The organism is Burkholderia singularis, assembly GCF_001718875.1.
GTDB lineage: Bacteria > Pseudomonadota > Gammaproteobacteria > Burkholderiales > Burkholderiaceae > Burkholderia > Burkholderia singularis.
Window position 1 is genome coordinate 499,832 of record NZ_CP013449.1, and the last position, 18,269, is coordinate 518,100.

At 65.9% G+C, this 18,269-nt stretch carries 16 protein-coding genes; all 16 read left to right on the top strand.

The features are described 5' to 3' along the window. Positions 1-314: 314 nt before the first annotated feature. A complete protein-coding gene (leuC, locus tag AQ611_RS18195) occupies positions 315-1,724 on the top strand; it encodes a 3-isopropylmalate dehydratase large subunit (RefSeq protein WP_069235596.1) in 1,410 nt (469 codons plus the stop codon). A 4-nt stretch (positions 1,725-1,728) separates the two neighbouring features. Then, positions 1,729-1,872 (top strand): entericidin A/B family lipoprotein, encoded by a 144-nt coding sequence (locus AQ611_RS18200; RefSeq protein WP_069235597.1) that lies wholly within the window; start codon positions 1,729-1,731, stop codon positions 1,870-1,872. 95 nt (positions 1,873-1,967) lie between these two features. Continuing rightward, positions 1,968-2,618 carry a 3-isopropylmalate dehydratase small subunit gene (leuD, locus tag AQ611_RS18205; protein ID WP_059514944.1) on the top strand — a complete coding sequence of 217 codons (651 nt, stop codon included), beginning with the start codon at positions 1,968-1,970 and terminating at the stop codon, positions 2,616-2,618. 91 nt (positions 2,619-2,709) lie between these two features. Further along, entirely contained in the window at positions 2,710-3,777 is a 1,068-nt protein-coding gene (gene leuB, locus AQ611_RS18210; RefSeq protein ID WP_069235598.1) for a 3-isopropylmalate dehydrogenase, read from the top strand. A gap of 348 nt (positions 3,778-4,125) precedes the next feature. Beyond that, a complete protein-coding gene (gene asd / locus AQ611_RS18220; RefSeq protein ID WP_069235599.1) occupies positions 4,126-5,247 on the top strand; it encodes an aspartate-semialdehyde dehydrogenase in 1,122 nt (373 codons plus the stop codon). A gap of 134 nt (positions 5,248-5,381) precedes the next feature. Continuing rightward, complete coding sequence (locus AQ611_RS18225) at positions 5,382-7,835, top strand: FimV/HubP family polar landmark protein (RefSeq protein WP_069236378.1); 2,454 nt, start codon at positions 5,382-5,384, stop codon at positions 7,833-7,835. Next, positions 7,832-8,644, top strand: a complete 813-nt coding sequence (gene truA / locus AQ611_RS18230; RefSeq protein ID WP_069235600.1) for a tRNA pseudouridine(38-40) synthase TruA — start codon at positions 7,832-7,834, stop codon at positions 8,642-8,644. The genes AQ611_RS18225 and truA overlap by 4 nt, the downstream gene beginning before the upstream one ends. A gap of 158 nt (positions 8,645-8,802) precedes the next feature. Next, on the top strand, positions 8,803-9,612 hold the full coding sequence (locus AQ611_RS18235; protein WP_374755055.1) for a phosphoribosylanthranilate isomerase: 810 nt from the start codon (positions 8,803-8,805) through the stop codon (positions 9,610-9,612). A gap of 71 nt (positions 9,613-9,683) precedes the next feature. Next, positions 9,684-10,877: a tryptophan synthase subunit beta gene (trpB, locus tag AQ611_RS18240; protein WP_069235601.1), complete on the top strand. Its 1,194-nt coding sequence runs from the start codon at positions 9,684-9,686 to the stop codon at positions 10,875-10,877. A gap of 21 nt (positions 10,878-10,898) precedes the next feature. Continuing rightward, complete coding sequence (locus AQ611_RS18245; RefSeq protein WP_069235602.1) at positions 10,899-11,747, top strand: DNA-methyltransferase; 849 nt, start codon at positions 10,899-10,901, stop codon at positions 11,745-11,747. A gap of 96 nt (positions 11,748-11,843) precedes the next feature. After that, positions 11,844-12,659, top strand: a complete 816-nt coding sequence (gene trpA, locus AQ611_RS18250; protein ID WP_059514928.1) for a tryptophan synthase subunit alpha — start codon at positions 11,844-11,846, stop codon at positions 12,657-12,659. Positions 12,660-12,751: 92 nt separating this feature from the next. Further along, complete coding sequence (gene accD / locus AQ611_RS18255) at positions 12,752-13,624, top strand: acetyl-CoA carboxylase, carboxyltransferase subunit beta (protein WP_059514926.1); 873 nt, start codon at positions 12,752-12,754, stop codon at positions 13,622-13,624. A 223-nt stretch (positions 13,625-13,847) separates the two neighbouring features. Next, a complete protein-coding gene (gene folC, locus AQ611_RS18265; protein ID WP_059514921.1) occupies positions 13,848-15,164 on the top strand; it encodes a bifunctional tetrahydrofolate synthase/dihydrofolate synthase in 1,317 nt (438 codons plus the stop codon). Positions 15,165-15,196: 32 nt separating this feature from the next. Beyond that, positions 15,197-15,991, top strand: a complete 795-nt coding sequence (locus AQ611_RS18270) for an SPOR domain-containing protein (protein WP_069235604.1) — start codon at positions 15,197-15,199, stop codon at positions 15,989-15,991. 27 nt (positions 15,992-16,018) lie between these two features. After that, entirely contained in the window at positions 16,019-16,513 is a 495-nt protein-coding gene (locus tag AQ611_RS18275) for a CvpA family protein (protein WP_059514917.1), read from the top strand. A gap of 45 nt (positions 16,514-16,558) precedes the next feature. Continuing rightward, a complete protein-coding gene (gene purF / locus AQ611_RS18280) occupies positions 16,559-18,091 on the top strand; it encodes an amidophosphoribosyltransferase (protein WP_059514915.1) in 1,533 nt (510 codons plus the stop codon). Positions 18,092-18,269: the final 178 nt, after the last annotated feature.

Here is an 18,269-nt window from a genome sequence, read left to right on the forward strand (position 1 = left end):
CTATTGTATGGCGAAAAATGAATTAAATAGTCGATAAATATGAATATTTAGCGAGATATCTGCCGATTGTCATGGGCGACGCGCGCGTTCGCGCGTTGCGGCATCGGTTGCGGCGATGAGCGTGGCGGCAGCGCGCGGCCCGTGCGCCGCATGTGCCGGGTAGTGCTGATACAGGTACTTGCGCTACCACTCAACTCGCTGTTTTTTATGGTTTTTTTCGATTTCTGAGCGTAATGGCGAGCGTGTCGCGTGGCATAATCGGCTCTATCCTGACGGCTTGTACGTAGACACTCTCCCCGCATATCGAAGACCCTATGACCCAGACCCTCTACGACAAATTGTGGAATTCGCACGTCGTGCGCACCGAGGAGGACGGCACCGCGTTGCTCTATATCGATCGGCACCTGCTGCATGAAGTCACGAGCCCGCAGGCGTTCGAAGGGTTGAAGCTCGCCGAGCGCCCGGTATGGCGGATCAGCGCGAATCTCGCCGTGTCGGATCACAACGTGCCGACGACGGACCGCAGCCACGGCATCGCCGATCCGGTGTCGAAGCTGCAGGTCGACACGCTCGACGCGAATTGCGATGCGTTCGGCATCACGCAGTTCAAGATGAACGACGTGCGCCAGGGCATCGTCCACATCATCGGGCCGGAACAGGGCGCGACGCTGCCGGGCATGACGATCGTTTGCGGCGATTCGCATACGTCGACGCACGGCGCGTTCGGCGCGCTCGCGCACGGCATCGGCACGTCCGAAGTCGAGCACGTGCTTGCCACGCAGACGCTGTTGCAGAAAAAGAGCAAGAACATGCTGGTGAAAGTCGACGGCCAATTGCCGCGCGGCTGCACCGCGAAGGACATCGTGCTTGCGATCATCGGCAAGATCGGCACGGCGGGCGGCACCGGCTACGCGATCGAATTCGGCGGCTCGGCGATCCGCGCGCTGTCGATGGAGGGGCGCATGACGGTCTGCAACATGGCGATCGAGGCCGGCGCGCGCGCCGGCATGGTCGCCGTCGACGACACGACGATCGAATACCTGAAGGGCCGTCCGTTCGTGCCGACGGGCGCGCAATGGGATCAGGCGGTGGCGTACTGGAAGACGTTCAAGTCGGACGACGGCGCGCATTTCGACCGCGTCGTCGAGCTGAACGCGGCCGAGATCGTTCCGCAGGTCACGTGGGGCACGTCGCCGGAGATGGTCACGTCGATCGACGGCCGCGTGCCCGATCCCGAGCGCGAGAAGGATCCGGTCAAGCGCGACGCGATGGCGCGCGCGCTCACGTACATGGCGCTCGAGCCGAACACGCCGATCGAATCGATCAAGATCGACAAGGTCTTCATCGGCTCGTGCACGAACGCGCGGATCGAGGATATCCGCGCGGCCGCGTATGTCGTGAAGCAGCTCAATCGCCGTGTCGCGCCCAACGTGCGGCTCGCGATGGTCGTGCCGGGCTCGGGGCTCGTGAAGGCGCAGGCCGAGCGCGAGGGGCTCGATAAGATATTGACCGGCGCGGGTTTCGAATGGCGCGAGCCGGGCTGTTCGATGTGCCTCGCGATGAATGCCGACCGGCTCGAGCCGGGCGAGCGCTGCGCGTCGACGTCGAACCGCAATTTCGAAGGGCGTCAGGGGCAGGGCGGCCGCACGCATCTCGTCAGCCCGGCGATGGCCGCGGCGGCGGCGATCGAAGGCCATTTCGTCGACATTCGCAAGCTGGGGTGAGCCGATGAACGCACATCAGCTGAAACGGATCGTCGCGTGGCTCGCGCTCGCGGGCCTCGCGTGGGCGGCCGCCGGCTGCAACACCGTCGCGGGCATGGGGCAGGACATCGACGCCGCCGGTCATGCGATCAAGAAGGCCGCGCAGTGACGGCATGCGGGCGCGCGGTTAGGCCGCGGCTCGCGATTCGATTTCGCCGGAACGTCGCCGTGGCGGCGGCCGGCCTCCAATCTGGTTGACCGATCATGGAAAAATTCACAGTGCATACCGGCGTCGTCGCGCCGCTCGATCGCGAGAACGTCGACACCGACGCGATCATTCCGAAGCAGTTCCTGAAGTCGATCAAGCGCACGGGCTTCGGCCCGAATGCGTTCGACGAATGGCGCTATCTCGATCACGGCGAGCCGGGCCAGGACAACTCGAAGCGTCCGCTGAACCCGGATTTCGTGCTGAATCAGGCGCGCTATCAGGGCGCGTCGATCCTGCTCGCGCGCAAGAATTTCGGTTGCGGCAGCTCGCGCGAACATGCGCCGTGGGCGCTGCAGCAGTACGGCTTTCGCGCGATCGTCGCGCCGAGCTTCGCCGACATCTTTTTCAACAATTGCTACAAGAACGGCCTGTTGCCGATCGTATTGACCGAACAGCAGGTCGATCATCTGTTCAATGAAACGTATGCTTTCAACGGCTATCAGTTGAGCGTCGATCTCGACGCGCAGCTCGTGCGCGCGCCGGACGGCCGCGAATATCCGTTCGAGATCGCCGCGTTTCGCAAGTACTGCCTGCTGAACGGTTTCGACGATATCGGCCTCACGCTGCGTCATGCGAACGAGATTCGCCAGTTCGAGGCGCAGCGGCTCGCGCAGCAGCCATGGCTCGACAACAAGCTGATCGGCTGATCAACCGAGCCGTTTTTATCGCGAAGGCGCGGGCCGCGCGCCTTTTGCTCGACTCTCCACGGTCATCATCCGTTTTTATCAGGGATTGCGCATGAAGATTGCAGTGTTGCCGGGCGACGGCATTGGTCCGGAAATCGTCAACGAAGCCGTGAAGGTGCTGAACGCGCTCGACGAGAAATTCGAACTGGAAACCGCGCCCGTTGGCGGCGCGGGCTACGAGGCGAGCGGCCATCCTTTGCCGGATGCGACCCTCAAGCTCGCGAAGGAAGCGGATGCGGTCTTGTTCGGCGCTGTTGGCGACTGGAAATACGATTCGCTCGAGCGCGCGCTGCGCCCCGAGCAGGCGATTCTCGGCCTGCGCAAGCATCTGGAGTTGTTCGCGAACTTTCGTCCGGCAATCTGCTATGCGCAGCTCGTCGACGCGTCGCCGCTCAAAGCCGAACTGATCGCGGGCCTGGATATCCTGATCGTGCGCGAGCTGAACGGCGACATCTATTTCGGTCAGCCGCGCGGCATCCGCCAAGCGCCGGATGGCCCATTCGCGGGCGCGCGCGAAGGCTTCGACACGATGCGTTATTCGGAGCCCGAGGTGCGGCGCATCGCGCACGTCGCGTTTCAGGCCGCGCAAAAGCGGCAGAAGAAACTGCTGTCGGTCGACAAAGCGAACGTGCTGGAAACGTCGCAGTTCTGGCGCGACATCATGATCGACGTGTCGAAGGAATACGCGGACGTCGAACTGTCGCACATGTACGTCGACAACGCGGCGATGCAGCTCGCGAAGGCGCCGAAGCAGTTCGACGTGATCGTGACCGGCAACATGTTCGGCGATATTTTGTCCGACGAGGCGTCGATGCTGACGGGCTCGATCGGCATGCTGCCGTCCGCGTCGCTCGACAAGAACAACAAGGGGCTGTACGAGCCGTCGCACGGTTCCGCGCCGGACATCGCGGGCAAGGGCATCGCGAATCCGCTCGCGACGATCTTGTCGGCCGCGATGATGCTGCGCTACTCGCTGAATCGCGCCGAGCAGGCGGACCGGGTGGAGCGCGCGGTCCAGAAGGTGCTCGAGCAGGGCTGCCGCACCGCCGATATCGCGACGCCGGGCACCACCACGATCGGCACCGCGCAGATGGGCGACGCGGTTGTGGCCGCGCTCTGACGCGACGCGATTCGAATCGCGGGCTCGAATATTTCGGCAAAAGGGTATGAACGCGCGGCGCAGGCGATGCGTTCGTACCCCATGTGCGCTGCGGCATTAGCCGTTGTGTGGCCCGCGAGGTTTGTGTAGACTCGAACGATGGCGCCAATTTCCCCGATCTCCCCGGTCCTGACACTCCACGGCAAACAAGCCCGTGCGGGTGCGCGCGCCATTGCCGTTGTCGCCGGCAAAATCATCATCACGAAAACGATCACGAAAACCTGATCGTCGTCCGTCGTGCCCGCCTGTTTCCCCGCGCGGTCGCGCCGGGGGCGGAAAAGGCGGGGAAGCTCCAGCAAAGGGTGAGTCATGAACGTAGGTCTCGTAGGTTGGCGCGGCATGGTCGGCAGCGTGCTGATGCAGCGCATGCAGGAAGAAGGCGATTTCGATCTGATCGAGCCGGTGTTTTTCAGCACCAGCAATGCGGGCGGCCAAGCGCCGTCGCTCGCGAAAAACGAGACCACGCTCAAGGATGCGGCGAGCATCGACGATCTGAAAAAGTGCGACATCATCATCACGTGCCAGGGCGGCGACTACACGAACGACGTGTTCCCGAAGCTGCGCGCGGCCGGTTGGAACGGCTACTGGATCGACGCGGCATCGGCGCTGCGAATGAACGACGATGCGGTCATCATTCTCGATCCGGTGAACAAGAACGTGATCAAGGATGCGCTCGTCAGGGGCACGAAGAATTTCATCGGCGGCAATTGCACGGTCAGCCTGATGCTGATGGCGTTGGGCGGCCTGTTCCGCGAGAACCTCGTCGACTGGATCACGGCGATGACGTATCAGGCCGCATCGGGCGCGGGCGCGCAGAACATGCGCGAGCTGCTTGCGCAGATGGGCACGTTGCATGGTGCGGTGACGGCGCAGCTCGGCGATCCTGCGTCGGCGATCCTCGACATCGACCGCCGCGTGCTGGCCGCGATGACGAGCGACGCAATGCCGACGAGCCAGTTCGGCGTGCCGCTCGCCGGCTCGTTGATTCCGTGGATCGACAAGGATCTCGGCAACGGGATGTCGAAGGAAGAGTGGAAGGGCGGCGCGGAAACCAACAAGATTCTCGGCAAGCCGGCGATGGGCGAAGCGGGGTCGATTCCCGTCGACGGGCTGTGCGTGCGGATCGGCGCGATGCGCTGCCACTCGCAGGCGCTTACGATCAAGCTGAAGAAGGACGTGCCGCTCGACGAGATCAACGGCATCCTTGCATCGGCCAATGATTGGGTGAAGGTCGTGCCGAACGAGCGCGAAGCGTCGATACGCGATCTGTCACCGTCGGTCGTTACGGGTACGCTGTCGGTGCCGGTCGGCCGGCTGCGCAAGCTGGCGATGGGCGGTGAATATCTGTCGGCATTCACGGTCGGCGATCAGTTGCTTTGGGGCGCAGCGGAGCCGCTGCGCCGGATGCTGCGCATTCTGCTCGACAAGTAAAGTAGACTACGCGGTTACGACGCGTATACAACCCGAAAGCGTCGCGTTTCACGCGACGCTTTTTTATTTGCGGTTCGATTTTGTCTTATTCCAAACGCGAAACCAGGCCGCGCGCTGCCGCGGCGAGTAAGCCGATGACGCTTCAATTCCTACAGACTCCGGCGGCAATGGGCGGCGAATCTCCGTGCGTGCGGCACGCCGTTGCGATGGCCGTTCTCGCGCTGGCCAGCGTGAGCGGCGCACATGCACAGACTGATGCGGCGGCGAGCGCGGCCGCCACGGCCAGTGCGGCCGAGCAAGCCGCACCGCTCGCAATCACCGTGCATCCCGGGCAGTCGCTCAACGATATCGCGATTGCCGTCACGCAGTCGCGTGATCCGGCGGTGTTGGCCCGTGCGGGCCGCGCGCTGTTCGATGCGAATCCGCAAGCCTTCATGAAGCGCGATCCGAGCCGGCTCAAAATCGGCGCGCAGCTCACGGTGCCGGCGCTCGATGCAACGGGCGCGGCGCTCAATGCGCACGCGGCGTCCGGCGGCGCAGCGGCGAGCGGCGTGACGGCGAGCGGCAGTGCGCATGCGCAGAGCGCAGTGGCGGCGGTGACTGCATCGGCCGGTAGCGCGGGGACGCCCTCGGCGGGGGAGCCGGTAGGCGCGTCGCATGCCGTTGTGACGGGCGCTGCCGCGGCTCATGGCGCGTATGCGGCCTCTTCGGCTGCTTCCGCGCGCCCGGCAGTGGGCGCGAGCGGGGCGTCGGCGGCCGAAGCCGTGCCGCCGCACGCGCAGCCGGCCACGCCGGGCATTGCCGCAGCTTCGTCTTCGCCCGACACGGGCGGCCCGCATGTGTGGAACGGTTCGATTCAACCAACGCCCGCACCGAACGGCACGTCGGCGGCCGGCGCGGACGGGGCGGTTTCGGCAGTTGCGGCAAATCCGTCGCTCGCCGGTTCGGCTGCCGTGGGCGTGTCGCAGGCGCGTCCGTCCAGTTTGCAGCAACTACTCGCGTTGAAGAATCGCGTGCTGATGGAATTGCAAAAGCACGGGATCGGTAAGCCGACGGGGGACGCGAAGCCGGCGGTGGTGGTCAATGCCGATGGCGCGCGCCAGTCGGCGCAGGATACGGCGGGTCCGGCGTCGGCATCGGCGTCGGCGATCGCGAGTTCCGTTGCGGTGACGCCGGCGTCGGTGTCGAGCGATGCGTCGTCCGCGCCGTCGGCCGTTGCGCCCGCGCCTGCGGCGCCGTCGCGCGCGGCCGTGGTGCATCAACTGCCGTTCGATATTGGCGTGGCCGCGGCTGCCGGTGCCGCCGCGCTCGCGCTGATCGTCGGTCTTGCACTGCGCCGGCGCGGCAAGAAGCGTTCGTCGGCCGATGAGGCCGTTGGGCCGAGCGCCTTGGAGCCGGCTGCCATGCCGGCTCCGGAGGCCGCCGCCGCGCCGGATGTTGCCGGCAGCGTACACGGAGCGAGAAAAGCCGATGACGATTCGGTTGCGGCTCGCCGTGAGGGGGGCGGCGGGACGTCCGCCGCGCATGCGGCGTCCGAGTCTGAGGCGGCAGCGGCGCGCGAATCGCACGATGCGCCACCGCTCGCAGCGGCGCGCTCAGTCACGCCGGAGCCGAACGAGCAAGGCGGCGGCGCGCTCGCGGGTGACGCCGACGAGCATTCCGGCGCGTCACCGGACGCGGCGCAGCAGCCGGCGCATGCATGGCGACCAGTGTTCCCGCGTGATGCGATCGCCGCGCTCGATAGCCTCGATATGCCGCTGCCGCCGCGCATGTCGGCTGCGGCCGATGCGGATCATGCGCCGTCATCGCGGCCCGCCGATTCGAGTCTTTCTCTGGCTCGTCAAAATGCAACTAACGGTCAATCCGCCGCGGGCCGCCCAGTTGGTGCGACTGACCCGCATGATTCTCAGCCACAACGAACAGCAAGACAGCAAGAGGCGGAGCGACCAGGGGAGCCGCAGACGGGTGAATCGCGTCGACACGGACCGGCACTGGCGTCCGATGGAGAATCTGGCGCGCAGCCGTCGCCGATGGCGCGGCCGCAGGCAGTGCCGGATGCGAACCTGCCGTCGCAGCCGCAGCCGGTGGAAGCGCCCAACGGTGGCGAACGGCGCGAATCCGACGCCGGATCGGTGGCCGAGCAGTCGCAGGCGGCGCCTTCGGCTCCGGTTGCGCCGGTTGACCCCGGTGCGCTCCCGCAACGGCCCGCACTGCAATCCGGCGCGATGTCGGCCGGCACGACGGCGTCGGCTTTGCCGATTGCGCCATCCGAACCGAACACCGAATCGAACCCCGCACCCGCGCCGTCACCGGCTCCCGCGTCGCTCGGTGTCGCGCAGTTCGGCCCGCTGAACCTCGATTTCGACCTCGAACTGCCGGCCAGCCCAAGCGCGTCGTTGCCGGCGTTCACGCCGGAGGCACTCGCGAAAATCGCGCGCAACAAGCTCGAACTTGTGGCTGAATATGTCGAGTTGGGCGATCTGGCGGGCGCGCGCACGTTGCTGCAGGAAGTGATCGAAGCGAATCACGCCGGCACGCGCGACGAAGCGCGCGCGATGCTCGCGAAGCTGGACGAACTGTCGCGATGAGGATCGCACTCGGCATCCAGTACGACGGCGCTGCGTTTTGCGGCTGGCAGTCGCAGCCGCACGGCAGGACGGTGCAGGACACGCTTGAACGCGCGCTTGCCGAATTCGCGCAGACGCCGCTCGCCACGACGGTCGCGGGCCGCACCGATACGGGCGTGCACGGGCTCGGCCAAGTCGTCCATTTCGATACGGACCTCGATCGCGCGGATTTTTCGTGGGTGCGCGGCACGAATGCGTTTCTGCCTTCGACGGTCGCCGTGCAATGGGCCAAGCCGATGCCGGATACGTTCCACGCGCGTTTTGCCGCATTCGAGCGCACCTATTACTACGCGTTGTACGTTCACCCGGTGCGCTCGCCGATGCTCGCCGCGCGTGCGGGCTGGGTGCATGCGCCGCTCGATGTCGACGCCATGCGCGAAGCGGCGGCTTGTCTCGTCGGCGAGCACGATTTTTCGGCTTTCCGCTCGTCCGAATGCCAAGCGAAGTCGCCGGTCAAACATCTGTATCAGATCGGCATCCGCCCGGACGGCGATTTCATCCATTTCCGCTTTCGCGCGAACGCATTCCTGCATCATATGGTGCGCAACCTGATGGGCTGCCTCGTCGCGGTGGGGCGCGGCCGCTATCCGCCGTCGTGGCTGGCCGAAGTGCTCGAAAGCCGCGACCGCAATCGCGCCGCGCCGACTTTCATGCCTGATGGGCTGTACTTGGCGCAGGTCGGCTATCCTGCGGAATTCGCGGTGCCCCCCGCGCAACTCGGCAGCGTGCCGTGGAGTGGCGTGTGGGCCGATCTTGACGGACGACTATGATGAGCGACTCGGATATGAGACACGGCACGCGCGCAGCGATGCAAGGCCCGATCGACCGCGCCAGCCCGGCATGCACCGCGGCGGACAGTCTTGCGCAAGACGCGCGGCCAGGCGCGCCGAACGGGGCGCCGAGCGGCGTACTAAACGGCGCGCTAAGCGTGAGCGGCGAAGCGCCAAACGGAGCGCCGCAGGGCGGCACGACGCCGGATTCGCCGTCGGCCGCCCGTCATTGCGCGCCCGCGCATGCCGGAGCCGGAGCGGCAACTGCGGCCCAAACCGAGTCCGAAGCCGGCCTGGCGGGCGCCGCCGGTCTGCCGCACCGCACGCGCATCAAGCTCTGCGGGCTGTCGCAGCCGGGCGACGTCGAATGGGCAGCCGAACTTGGCGCCGATGCGATCGGCCTGGTGTTCTATGAGAAGAGCCCGCGCGCGGTGACGCTCGAGCAGGCGGCCGAGTTGGCGAAGCGGGTGCCGCCGTTCGTGTCTATCGTCGGGTTGTTCGTCAATTCGAGCGCCGACGAGGTGGCGCGTATCGCGCAAGCCGTGCCGCTGTCGCTGCTGCAATTCCACGGCGACGAAACGCCGGCGCAATGCGCGGCGTTGGCTGCCGCCGCGCGGCTGCCGTGGCTGCGCGCGCTGCGTGTCGGCGCGTCGGCGCGCCCGGCCGATTTGGTAGAATCGGCACTTCACTATTCGGCAGCCCGCGGCCTGTTGTTCGACACGCTCGTCGAACATTATGGCGGCAGCGGCAAAGTCTTCGATTGGTCACTTATTCCAGCAGAGCTCGCGCGTCGGGCCGTTTTGAGTGGTGGGTTGAACGCGCAAAACGTCGGTGACGCGATTCGTCAGGTGCGTCCGTTTGCGGTCGATGTCTCGAGCGGCATTGAAACGCCGGGCGCGAAGGGCGTGAAGGATCGCGCCCGGATGGCGGCGTTCGTGCGCGCGGTGCGCGAAGCGGACGCCAACTGATCCCAGCCCGCGCGGCATGCCGGAAGCCCGGAAGCCGGCCGGTCGCCGCGCGCTGAACCGAGAGTGACGTCATGTACAACCTTCCTGATGATCGTGGCCATTTCGGCCCTTATGGCGGCGTGTTCGTCGCCGAAACGCTGATTCACGCGCTCGGCGAGCTGCGCGCCGCCTACGAGAAGTTCAAGGGCGAGCCCGAGTTCGTCGCCGAATATAACCGTGAGCTGAAGCATTTCGTCGGCCGACCGTCGCCGGTCTATCACGCGCAGCGCTGGAGCGAGCAGCTCGGCGGCGCGCAAATCTACCTGAAACGCGAGGATTTGAACCACACCGGCGCGCATAAGGTGAACAACGTGATCGGCCAGGCGCTGCTCGCGAAACGCATGGGCAAGCCGCGCGTGATCGCGGAGACGGGCGCGGGCCAGCACGGCGTCGCGACCGCGACGATCTGCGCGCGTTTCGGGATGGAGTGCGTCGTCTACATGGGCGCCGAGGACGTGCGCCGGCAGGCGGCGAACGTATACCGGATGAAGCTGCTCGGCGCGACCGTCGTGCCGGTCGAATCCGGCTCGCGCACGCTGAAGGACGCGCTGAACGAAGCGATGCGCGACTGGGTCACGAACATCGAGAACACGTTCTACATCATCGGCACGGTCGCGGGCCCGCACCCGTATCCGATGATGGTGCGCGACTTCCAACGCGTGATCGGCGACGAATGCCGCGTGCAGATGCCCGAGCTGGTCGGTCGCCAGCCGGACGCGGTGATCGCTTGCATCGGTGGCGGCTCGAATGCGATGGGAATTTTCTATCCGTATATCGAGGACGAGTCGGTCCGGCTGATCGGCGTCGAGGCCGCCGGCGACGGGATCGATACCGGCCGCCATTCGGCTTCTCTGCTCGCGGGCACGCCGGGCGTGCTGCACGGCAATCGCACGTATCTGCTGCAGGACGAGAACGGTCAGATCATCGAGACGCATTCGGTGTCGGCGGGCCTCGATTATCCGGGCGTCGGCCCCGAACACGCGTGGCTGAAGGACAGCGGCCGCGCGCAGTACGTGAGCATCACCGACGACGAGGCGCTCAACGCGTTTCACGACTGCTGCCATATCGAAGGAATCATCCCGGCGCTCGAATCGAGCCACGCGCTCGCGTATGCGACCAAGCTCGCGCCGACGCTGCCGAAGGACAAGATTCTGCTGGTGAACCTGTCCGGGCGCGGCGACAAGGACATGCACACGGTCGCCGAGCGATCGGGCATCGTGCTTTGAGCTGAATCCTGAATCCAAACGATGCGTGATCTGATCGAAGACCCGGCCGGCGGCGCGGCGAGCGAAGCGCAGGCGACGCTCGCCACCGTGCCCGAGCGCGTGCTGCCCGCCGGCGTCGAACTTTACAACCGCGATTTCCTGACCGACGCCGCGCGGCTGCCGGACGCGTCGATCGACCTGATCGTCGCCGATCCGCCGTATGGGCTCGGCAAGGACTACGGCAATGATTCCGACAAGCGCTCGGCCGATGCGCATCTTGCGTGGACGCGCGAGTGGCTGGGGCTGGCGATTCCGAAGCTCAAGCCGAGCGGGTCGCTGTACGTGTTTTGCACATGGCAGTACGCGCCGGAGATCTTCAGCTTCCTGAAGACGAAGCTCACGATGATCAACGAGATCATCTGGGACCGGCGCGTGCCGAGCATGGGCGGCACGACGCGCCGCTTCACGTCGGTGCACGACAACATAGGTTTTTTCGCGGTATCGAAAAGCTATTATTTCGATCTCGATCCGGTCCGCATCCCGTACGACGCCGAAACGAAGAAGGCGCGCTCGCGCAAGCTGTTCGAAGGCAGCAAGTGGCTCGAGCTGGGCTACAACCCGAAGGACGTCTGGTCGGTTTCGCGCCTGCACCGGCAGCACGCCGAGCGCGTCGATCATCCGACCCAAAAGCCGCTGGAAATCATCGAGCGGATGGTGCTCGCGAGCTGCCCGCCGGGCGGCCGCGTGCTCGATCCGTTCATGGGCAGCGGCACGACCGCGGTGGCCTGCGCGCGGCAGCGGCGCGACTTCATCGGCTATGAGATCAACGAAAGCTATTGCGAGATCGCGCGCGCGCGCGTCGCGTCGCTGGTCGCGCCGGCCGGCGCGTGAGCCGCGATGTGCCGTGCGAAACGCGCGCGCACGATCGCTTTGCATCGGAGCGCGGCGCGCTGACGCGCCCGCTCCGAATCGACACAGGAACTTTTCATGTCCCGTATTCAGAACACCTTCGCCGCACTCGCCGCCCAAGGCCGCAAAGGGCTGATTCCGTTCATCACCGCGGGCGATCCTGATCCGGCGCTGACCGTCGAGCTGATGCACGCGCTGGCCGACGGCGGCGCCGACGTGATCGAGCTTGGCGTGCCGTTCTCCGATCCAATGGCCGACGGTCCCGTGATCCAGCGTTCGTCCGAGCGCGCGCTCGCGAAAGGCGTGACGCTGCGCAGCGTGCTTGCCGACGTGAAGCGCTTTCGCGAGCGCGATGCGAACACGCCCGTCGTGCTGATGGGCTATGCGAATCCGATCGAGCGGATGGGCTCGGCGGCATTCGCCGCCGCCGCGCGCGACGCAGGCGTCGACGGCGTGCTGGTCGTCGACTATCCGCCCGAGGAATCGGCCGATTTCGCCGCGGCGATGCGCGCGGCGGGCATCGATCCGATCTTCCTGCTCGCGCCGACGTCGACCGACGAGCGGATCGCCGCGCTCGGCAAGGTGGCGAGCGGTTATATCTATTACGTGTCGCTCAAAGGGGTGACGGGCGCCGCAAATCTGGATGTTTCCAGCATTGCGGGTAAAATCCCGGCCATCAAGTCGCGCGTGCCGCTGCCGGTCGGGGTCGGTTTCGGAATTCGCGATGCCGAAACCGCGCGGGCGGTGGCGGGCGTCGCGGATGCCGTCGTGATCGGCAGCCGTCTCGTCCAGTTGCTCGAGCAGGCCGAGCCGGCGCGCGCGGCCGACGAGTTGAAGGCGTTCATCGCCAGCGTGCGTGCGGCGCTCGACCGTGCGGACAAGCCGGCCGCGTAGTCGTGGCGAGTGGCGCGGCGCCAACCGATAGCAAAAGAATCGCGGGTCCGGGCGTCGTTCGTCCGGCCCATCACCGAACAGGAAACCATACGATGAGCTGGCTCGACAAACTGTTGCCGCCGAAGATCAAGCAGACCGATCCGAAAAGCCGCAAGGGGATTCCCGAGGGCCTGTGGGTCAAATGCCCGTCGTGCGAGGCGGTGCTGTACCGCAACGATGTCGACGCGAATCAGCACGTGTGCCCGAAGTGCGATCATCACATGCGCATCGGCGCGCGGGAGCGTCTCGATTCGTTGCTCGATCCGGAAGGCCGCTACGAGATCGGCCAGGAAATCCTCCCGGTCGACACGCTGAAGTTCAAGGACAGCCGCAAGTATCCGGATCGTCTGAAGGAAGCGATGGACGACACGGGCGAAACCGATGCACTCGTCGTGATGGGCGGCGCGATTCATACGCTGCCCGTCGTCGCTGCGTGTTTCGAGTTTTCGTTCATGGGCGGCTCGATGGGCTCGGTCGTCGGCGAGCGTTTCGTGCGCGGTGCGCAGAACGCGCTCGAGCAGCAGGTGCCGTTCATCTGCTTTGCCGCTTCGGGCGGCGCGCGGATGCAGGAAAGCCTGCTGTCGCTGATGCAGATGGCCAAGACCACCGCGATGCTGACCAAGCTCGCCGACGCGAAGCTGCCGTTCATCTCGGTGCTGACCGATCCGACGATGGGCGGCGTGTCCGCCAGCTTCGCATTCCTGGGCGACGTCGTGATCGCCGAGCCGAAGGCGCTGATTGGTTTCGCCGGCCCGCGCGTGATCGAGCAGACGGTCCGCGAGAAGCTGCCGGAAGGGTTCCAGCGCGCCGAATTCCTGCTCAAATCGGGCGCGATCGACATGATCGTCGATCGCCGCAAGATGCGCGACGAGATCGCGCAGTTGCTCGCGCTGCTGCAGCGTCAGCCGGTCGACGCGCTTGCGTGACGCATGCCGCCGCGCGTGACGCGACGGCGCCCGCGCGCCGCCTGGTTCGCGCCGGGCGGCGCGTTTGCTTTTGGTGCGGGCGCGCCGGACCGGATTTCCGCGGCGCGGCCGGGCTTGGCTGCCGCTGCGCCGACACAGGTGCGGCGAGCGTTCTTCCCAACGTGGCCTCCGCTCGAGCCTGTTGCCGCCGCCCGCGATGCCACTCTGATTTCCGGCTGAAACGATGAACACTTTTCCCACCCTAGACGCGTGGCTTTCGCATCTCGAAAGCGCGCATCCCGTCGGCATCGACATGGGCCTGACCCGCATCGGCAAGGTAAAGGACGCGCTGAAACTCGCGTTCGCGTGCCCGGTGATCACGGTCGGCGGCACGAACGGCAAGGGTTCGACCTGTGCGTTTCTCGAGGCGATTCTCGTGCGCGCGGGCTACAAGGTCGGCTGCCATACGTCGCCACATCTGCTGCGCTTCAACGAGCGTGCGCGGCTCGATGGCAGGATCGTCGAAGACGACGAACTGCTGCCGCACTTCAATGCGGTCGAGGCCGCGCGCGCGAGCCTGCCGGAGCCGGTGACGCTTACCTACTTCGAATTCACGACGCTGGCGATCATGCACCTGTTCGCGTCGCGCGGGCTCGACGCGGTCATCCTCGAAGTCGGGCTCGGCGGCCGTTTGGATGCGGTGAACGTGATCGACACCGATTGCGCGATCGTCACGAGCATCGATATCGATCACATCGAATATCTCGGCGGCACCCGCGAGCAAATCGCGTTCGAGAAAGCGGGCATTTTCCGGCCGGGCAAGCCCGCGATCTGCGGCGATCCGGCCGTGCCGTCCACGCTCGTCGATCATGCGCAGTCGATCGGCGCGGATCTGTGGCTCGTCGGGCGCGACTTCCGCTTCGTCACGCAGCCTGGCAGCGAGCGCCAGCAATGGTCTTACGTCGGGCGCGACAGGCGCTATCCGTCGCTCGCTTACCCGGCGCTGCGCGGCGCGAACCAGCTGCTCAACGCGTCGGCCGCGCTTGCCGCGCTCGAGGCGTTGCGCGAGACGCTGCCGGTGTCCGCGCAGGACATCCGGCTCGGGCTCGCGAACGTCGAGCTGCCGGGACGTTTCCAGGTTTTGGCCGGCAAGCCGCTCGTGCTGCTCGACGTCGCGCACAACCCGCACGCGGCCGCCGTGCTCGCGCAAAACCTCGACAGCATGGGCTATTACCCATACACGCATGCGGTGTTCGGCGCGATGGCCGACAAGGATCTGCCGGGCATCGTCGCGCGCCTGAAAGGCGTGATCGATCACTGGCATTTGACCGACCTGCCGCTGCCGCGCGCGGCAGCGGCAGACGTGCTTGAGCGCGTGCTGCACGGCGCGGGCGTCGACGACGGCGAGCAGCACAGCGTCAAGCGTTATGCGACGCCGGCCGAAGCGTTCATCGGCGCACTAAAAAGTGCATCCGACAATGATAGAATCGTGGTTTTCGGCAGCTTCTACACGGTAGCGGGTGTGATGCCCGTCGTGGACCGCCGCCATGGCCCGGCTTGACGCACGGGTCGTCGTTTCGGATTCAGCCATTCATGGGAATTTTCTCGTTCGGCAAGAAGGATGATGACGCGCCGCAACGGCGCGGCTCGCGAACCGGTTCTCGGAGCGTTCGCAGCGAACGTGTCGAACGCGTCGAGCGTCGTGCGCGCCGCACCGAGCGGCCCGACACCGATGCGCTGATGCTCGATCCGACCCTCCCTGAAAAACAGCGTGCGCGCCGGCGGCTCGTCGGCGCGATCGCGCTGGTGATCGCCGCGGTGGTCGTGCTGCCGATGGTGCTCGACTCGCATCCGAAGCCCGTGACCGACGATGTCGCGATCGATATCCCGAATCGCCCGTCGCATCAGGCGGCCGCCGCGAATGACGAGGACGCGTCCGACGCTCAGTCGGGCGTCGCGCAGGACGAGCCTGCGGCGTCCGAGACAGTCGCGCCGGCGGACGCCGCGCCTGCGCCGGCTGCCCCCGCGAAGGCGAAATCAGCGAAATCTGTTGCGAAGCAGGCCGATGCCGCCGTCAACGCGCCGGCCGCTACACCGAAGTCCGCCGAGCCGGCGGCGCGCGCGAGCGCGGACGCGAACGGCGAGTCCAAGCCGTCCGCGCCGGCATCCGGTGCGCGCTTCGCGGTGCAGCTCGGCACGTTCCACGACGATACGGCCGCCCGTGACTGGGCGACAAAGCTCAAGGCTGCGGGCGTGCCCGCCTACGTTGAGCATCGCAAGCAGGCCGACGGCAGTACGGCTACACTGTTGCGCGCGGGGCCGTTCGCCGATCGCGCCGCCGCATCCGCCGCGATCGCCAAGGTCCGCGACGCGGGCTTGACGCAGTAACGGCCGGCAGTCACGGACGACGGGACGATGCTGACCGCTTTCGATTACGCTGTTTTGCTGGTGGTGGCGTTGTCGGCGTTGCGCGGCGCTTGGCGCGGCTTCGTCGGCGAGGTGTTCGGCTTGGTCGGCTGGATCGCCGCATTTTTGATCGCATGCCGCTTCGTCGGCGCGGTCGTGCCGTATATTCCGGCGAACTGGCCGGGTGGCGCGTTGACGCAATGGGTCGTCGCGTTTGCGCTGATCGTGATCGGCATCGTGCTCGTGGCGAGCGTCGCGAATGCGCTGTTGTCGCGCATCGCGCAGGCGACGGGCCTGGGCGGCGTCGACCGCTCGCTAGGCATGATGTTCGGCGTCGTGCGCGGCGTGCTGCTGGTGCTGCTGCTCGTTGCCGCCGGCGGGCTGACCGAATTGCCGAAGCAGGATTTCTGGCGCGACGCGTTGTTGCGCCCCTACGCCGAGCAAGGCGTGCGGGAGCTGAAGCCGTTCTTGCCCGACGGGCTCGCCACGTACATCCATGTTTGATGCGCGGCAAGCCGAACCGATTTTTGTATCCTTGAAGGACATGCCATGTGCGGCATCGTAGGCGTTATCTCCCAGTCTCCGGTCAACCAACTCATTTATGACAGCCTGCTGCTGTTGCAGCATCGCGGTCAGGACGCGGCGGGCATCGCGACGGCGGACGGCAGTAATCTCCATATGTACAAGGCGAACGGCATGGTGCGCGACGTGTTCCGCACGCGCAACATGCGCAGCCTGCCCGGCACGGCCGGGATCGGTCAGGTCCGTTATCCGACGGCGGGCTCCGCGTCGAGCGAGGCCGAGGCGCAGCCGTTTTACGTGAACGCGCCGTTCGGCATCGTGCTGTCGCACAACGGTAACCTGACGAACTGGGAGCAGTTGAAGGACGAGATGTTCCGGATCGATCGCCGGCACATCAATACGAATTCCGATAGCGAAGTGCTGCTGAACGTGCTTGCGCACGAGCTGCAGCTGTCGACGACGGGCCTCGAACTCGATCCGGATTCGTTGTTCAAGGCGGTTGCGGGCGTACACCGCCGCGCGCACGGCTCGTATGCGATCGTCGCGCTGATTGCCGGCTACGGGCTGCTCGCGGTTCGCGATCCGTTCGGCATCCGCCCGCTTTGCATCGGCAAGCTCGAGACCGAGCGCGGCACCGAATGGATGGTCGCGTCGGAATCGGTCGCGGTGGAAGGTATCGGCTTCGAGTTCGTCCGTGACGTGCAGCCGGGCGAGGCGGTGTTCATCGACAACGACGGCAAGTTCCACAGCCGTCAGTGCGCGGAGCGCCCGAGCCTGAATCCGTGCATGTTCGAGTACGTGTATCTCGCGCGGCCCGATTCGTGCCTCGACGGCGTGCCTGTCTATAACGTGCGGCTGCGCATGGGCGACTATCTCGCGGAGAAGATCAAGCGCGAGTTGCCGAACGTGCCGATCGACGTCGTGATGCCGATCCCCGATTCGTCGCGGCCGGCCGCGATGCAGGTGGCGGCGAAGCTCGGCGTCGAGTATCGCGAGGGCTTCTTCAAGAACCGTTATGTCGGCCGCACCTTTATCATGCCGGGCCAAGCGGTGCGCAAGAAATCGGTGCGCCAGAAGTTGAACGCGATGAGCATCGAGTTCAAGGACAAGCATGTGCTGATCGTCGACGATTCGATCGTGCGCGGCACCACGTCGCACGAGATCGTGCAGATGGCACGCGACGCGGGCGCGAAATCGGTGATCTTCGCGTCGGCCGCGCCGCCCGTGAAGTTTCCCAACGTCTACGGGATCGATATGCCGACGCGCGGCGAACTCGTCGCGCACGGCCGTGCAGACGACGAAGTCGCGCGGATCATCGGCGCGGATTACTTGATCTATCAGGACGTCGGCGATTTGCGCCGCGCGGTGCGCGACATCAATCCGAAGCTCGAGAGTTTCGAGGCGTCGTGCTTCGACGGCGTGTACATCACCGGCGACGTCACTCCCGAGTATCTCGATTCGATCGAGCGGGCGCGTTTGACACCGGCGTCGCAGGCCGACCGCGATTCGAGTAGCGACGGCGCGCGTTCGCAGATGAACCTGCAATTATCGGCGCAATGAACGGCCGGCCGCGCGTACCGGAAAGGCGTGATACGATGGCACCTTGCGTCGATTTGATTTCAGCTTGCGGACGCGGGGCGACCCGAAACAGCTAAAGCGAAGGCCGACAGCGTTCCGCCGGCCCGAGTCGATAAGCTGTCGTACCGCACCAAGCCCGCTGATGCCGACGCATTAGCGG

What these genes read in the sequence shown, in the direction of transcription:
- leuC (WP_069235596.1), top strand. Translation starts at nt 315, where the DNA reads ATGACCCAGACCCTCTACGACAAATTGTGGAATTCGCACGTCGTGCGC.
- AQ611_RS18200 (WP_069235597.1), top strand. Translation starts at nt 1,729, where the DNA reads ATGAACGCACATCAGCTGAAACGGATCGTCGCGTGGCTCGCGCTCGCG.
- leuD (WP_059514944.1), top strand. Translation starts at nt 1,968, where the DNA reads ATGGAAAAATTCACAGTGCATACCGGCGTCGTCGCGCCGCTCGATCGC.
- leuB (WP_069235598.1), top strand. Translation starts at nt 2,710, where the DNA reads ATGAAGATTGCAGTGTTGCCGGGCGACGGCATTGGTCCGGAAATCGTC.
- asd (WP_069235599.1), top strand. Translation starts at nt 4,126, where the DNA reads ATGAACGTAGGTCTCGTAGGTTGGCGCGGCATGGTCGGCAGCGTGCTG.
- AQ611_RS18225 (WP_069236378.1), top strand. Translation starts at nt 5,382, where the DNA reads ATGACGCTTCAATTCCTACAGACTCCGGCGGCAATGGGCGGCGAATCT.
- truA (WP_069235600.1), top strand. Translation starts at nt 7,832, where the DNA reads ATGAGGATCGCACTCGGCATCCAGTACGACGGCGCTGCGTTTTGCGGC.
- trpB (WP_069235601.1), top strand. Translation starts at nt 9,684, where the DNA reads ATGTACAACCTTCCTGATGATCGTGGCCATTTCGGCCCTTATGGCGGC.
- AQ611_RS18245 (WP_069235602.1), top strand. Translation starts at nt 10,899, where the DNA reads ATGCGTGATCTGATCGAAGACCCGGCCGGCGGCGCGGCGAGCGAAGCG.
- trpA (WP_059514928.1), top strand. Translation starts at nt 11,844, where the DNA reads ATGTCCCGTATTCAGAACACCTTCGCCGCACTCGCCGCCCAAGGCCGC.
- accD (WP_059514926.1), top strand. Translation starts at nt 12,752, where the DNA reads ATGAGCTGGCTCGACAAACTGTTGCCGCCGAAGATCAAGCAGACCGAT.
- folC (WP_059514921.1), top strand. Translation starts at nt 13,848, where the DNA reads ATGAACACTTTTCCCACCCTAGACGCGTGGCTTTCGCATCTCGAAAGC.
- AQ611_RS18270 (WP_069235604.1), top strand. Translation starts at nt 15,197, where the DNA reads ATGGGAATTTTCTCGTTCGGCAAGAAGGATGATGACGCGCCGCAACGG.
- AQ611_RS18275 (WP_059514917.1), top strand. Translation starts at nt 16,019, where the DNA reads ATGCTGACCGCTTTCGATTACGCTGTTTTGCTGGTGGTGGCGTTGTCG.
- purF (WP_059514915.1), top strand. Translation starts at nt 16,559, where the DNA reads ATGTGCGGCATCGTAGGCGTTATCTCCCAGTCTCCGGTCAACCAACTC.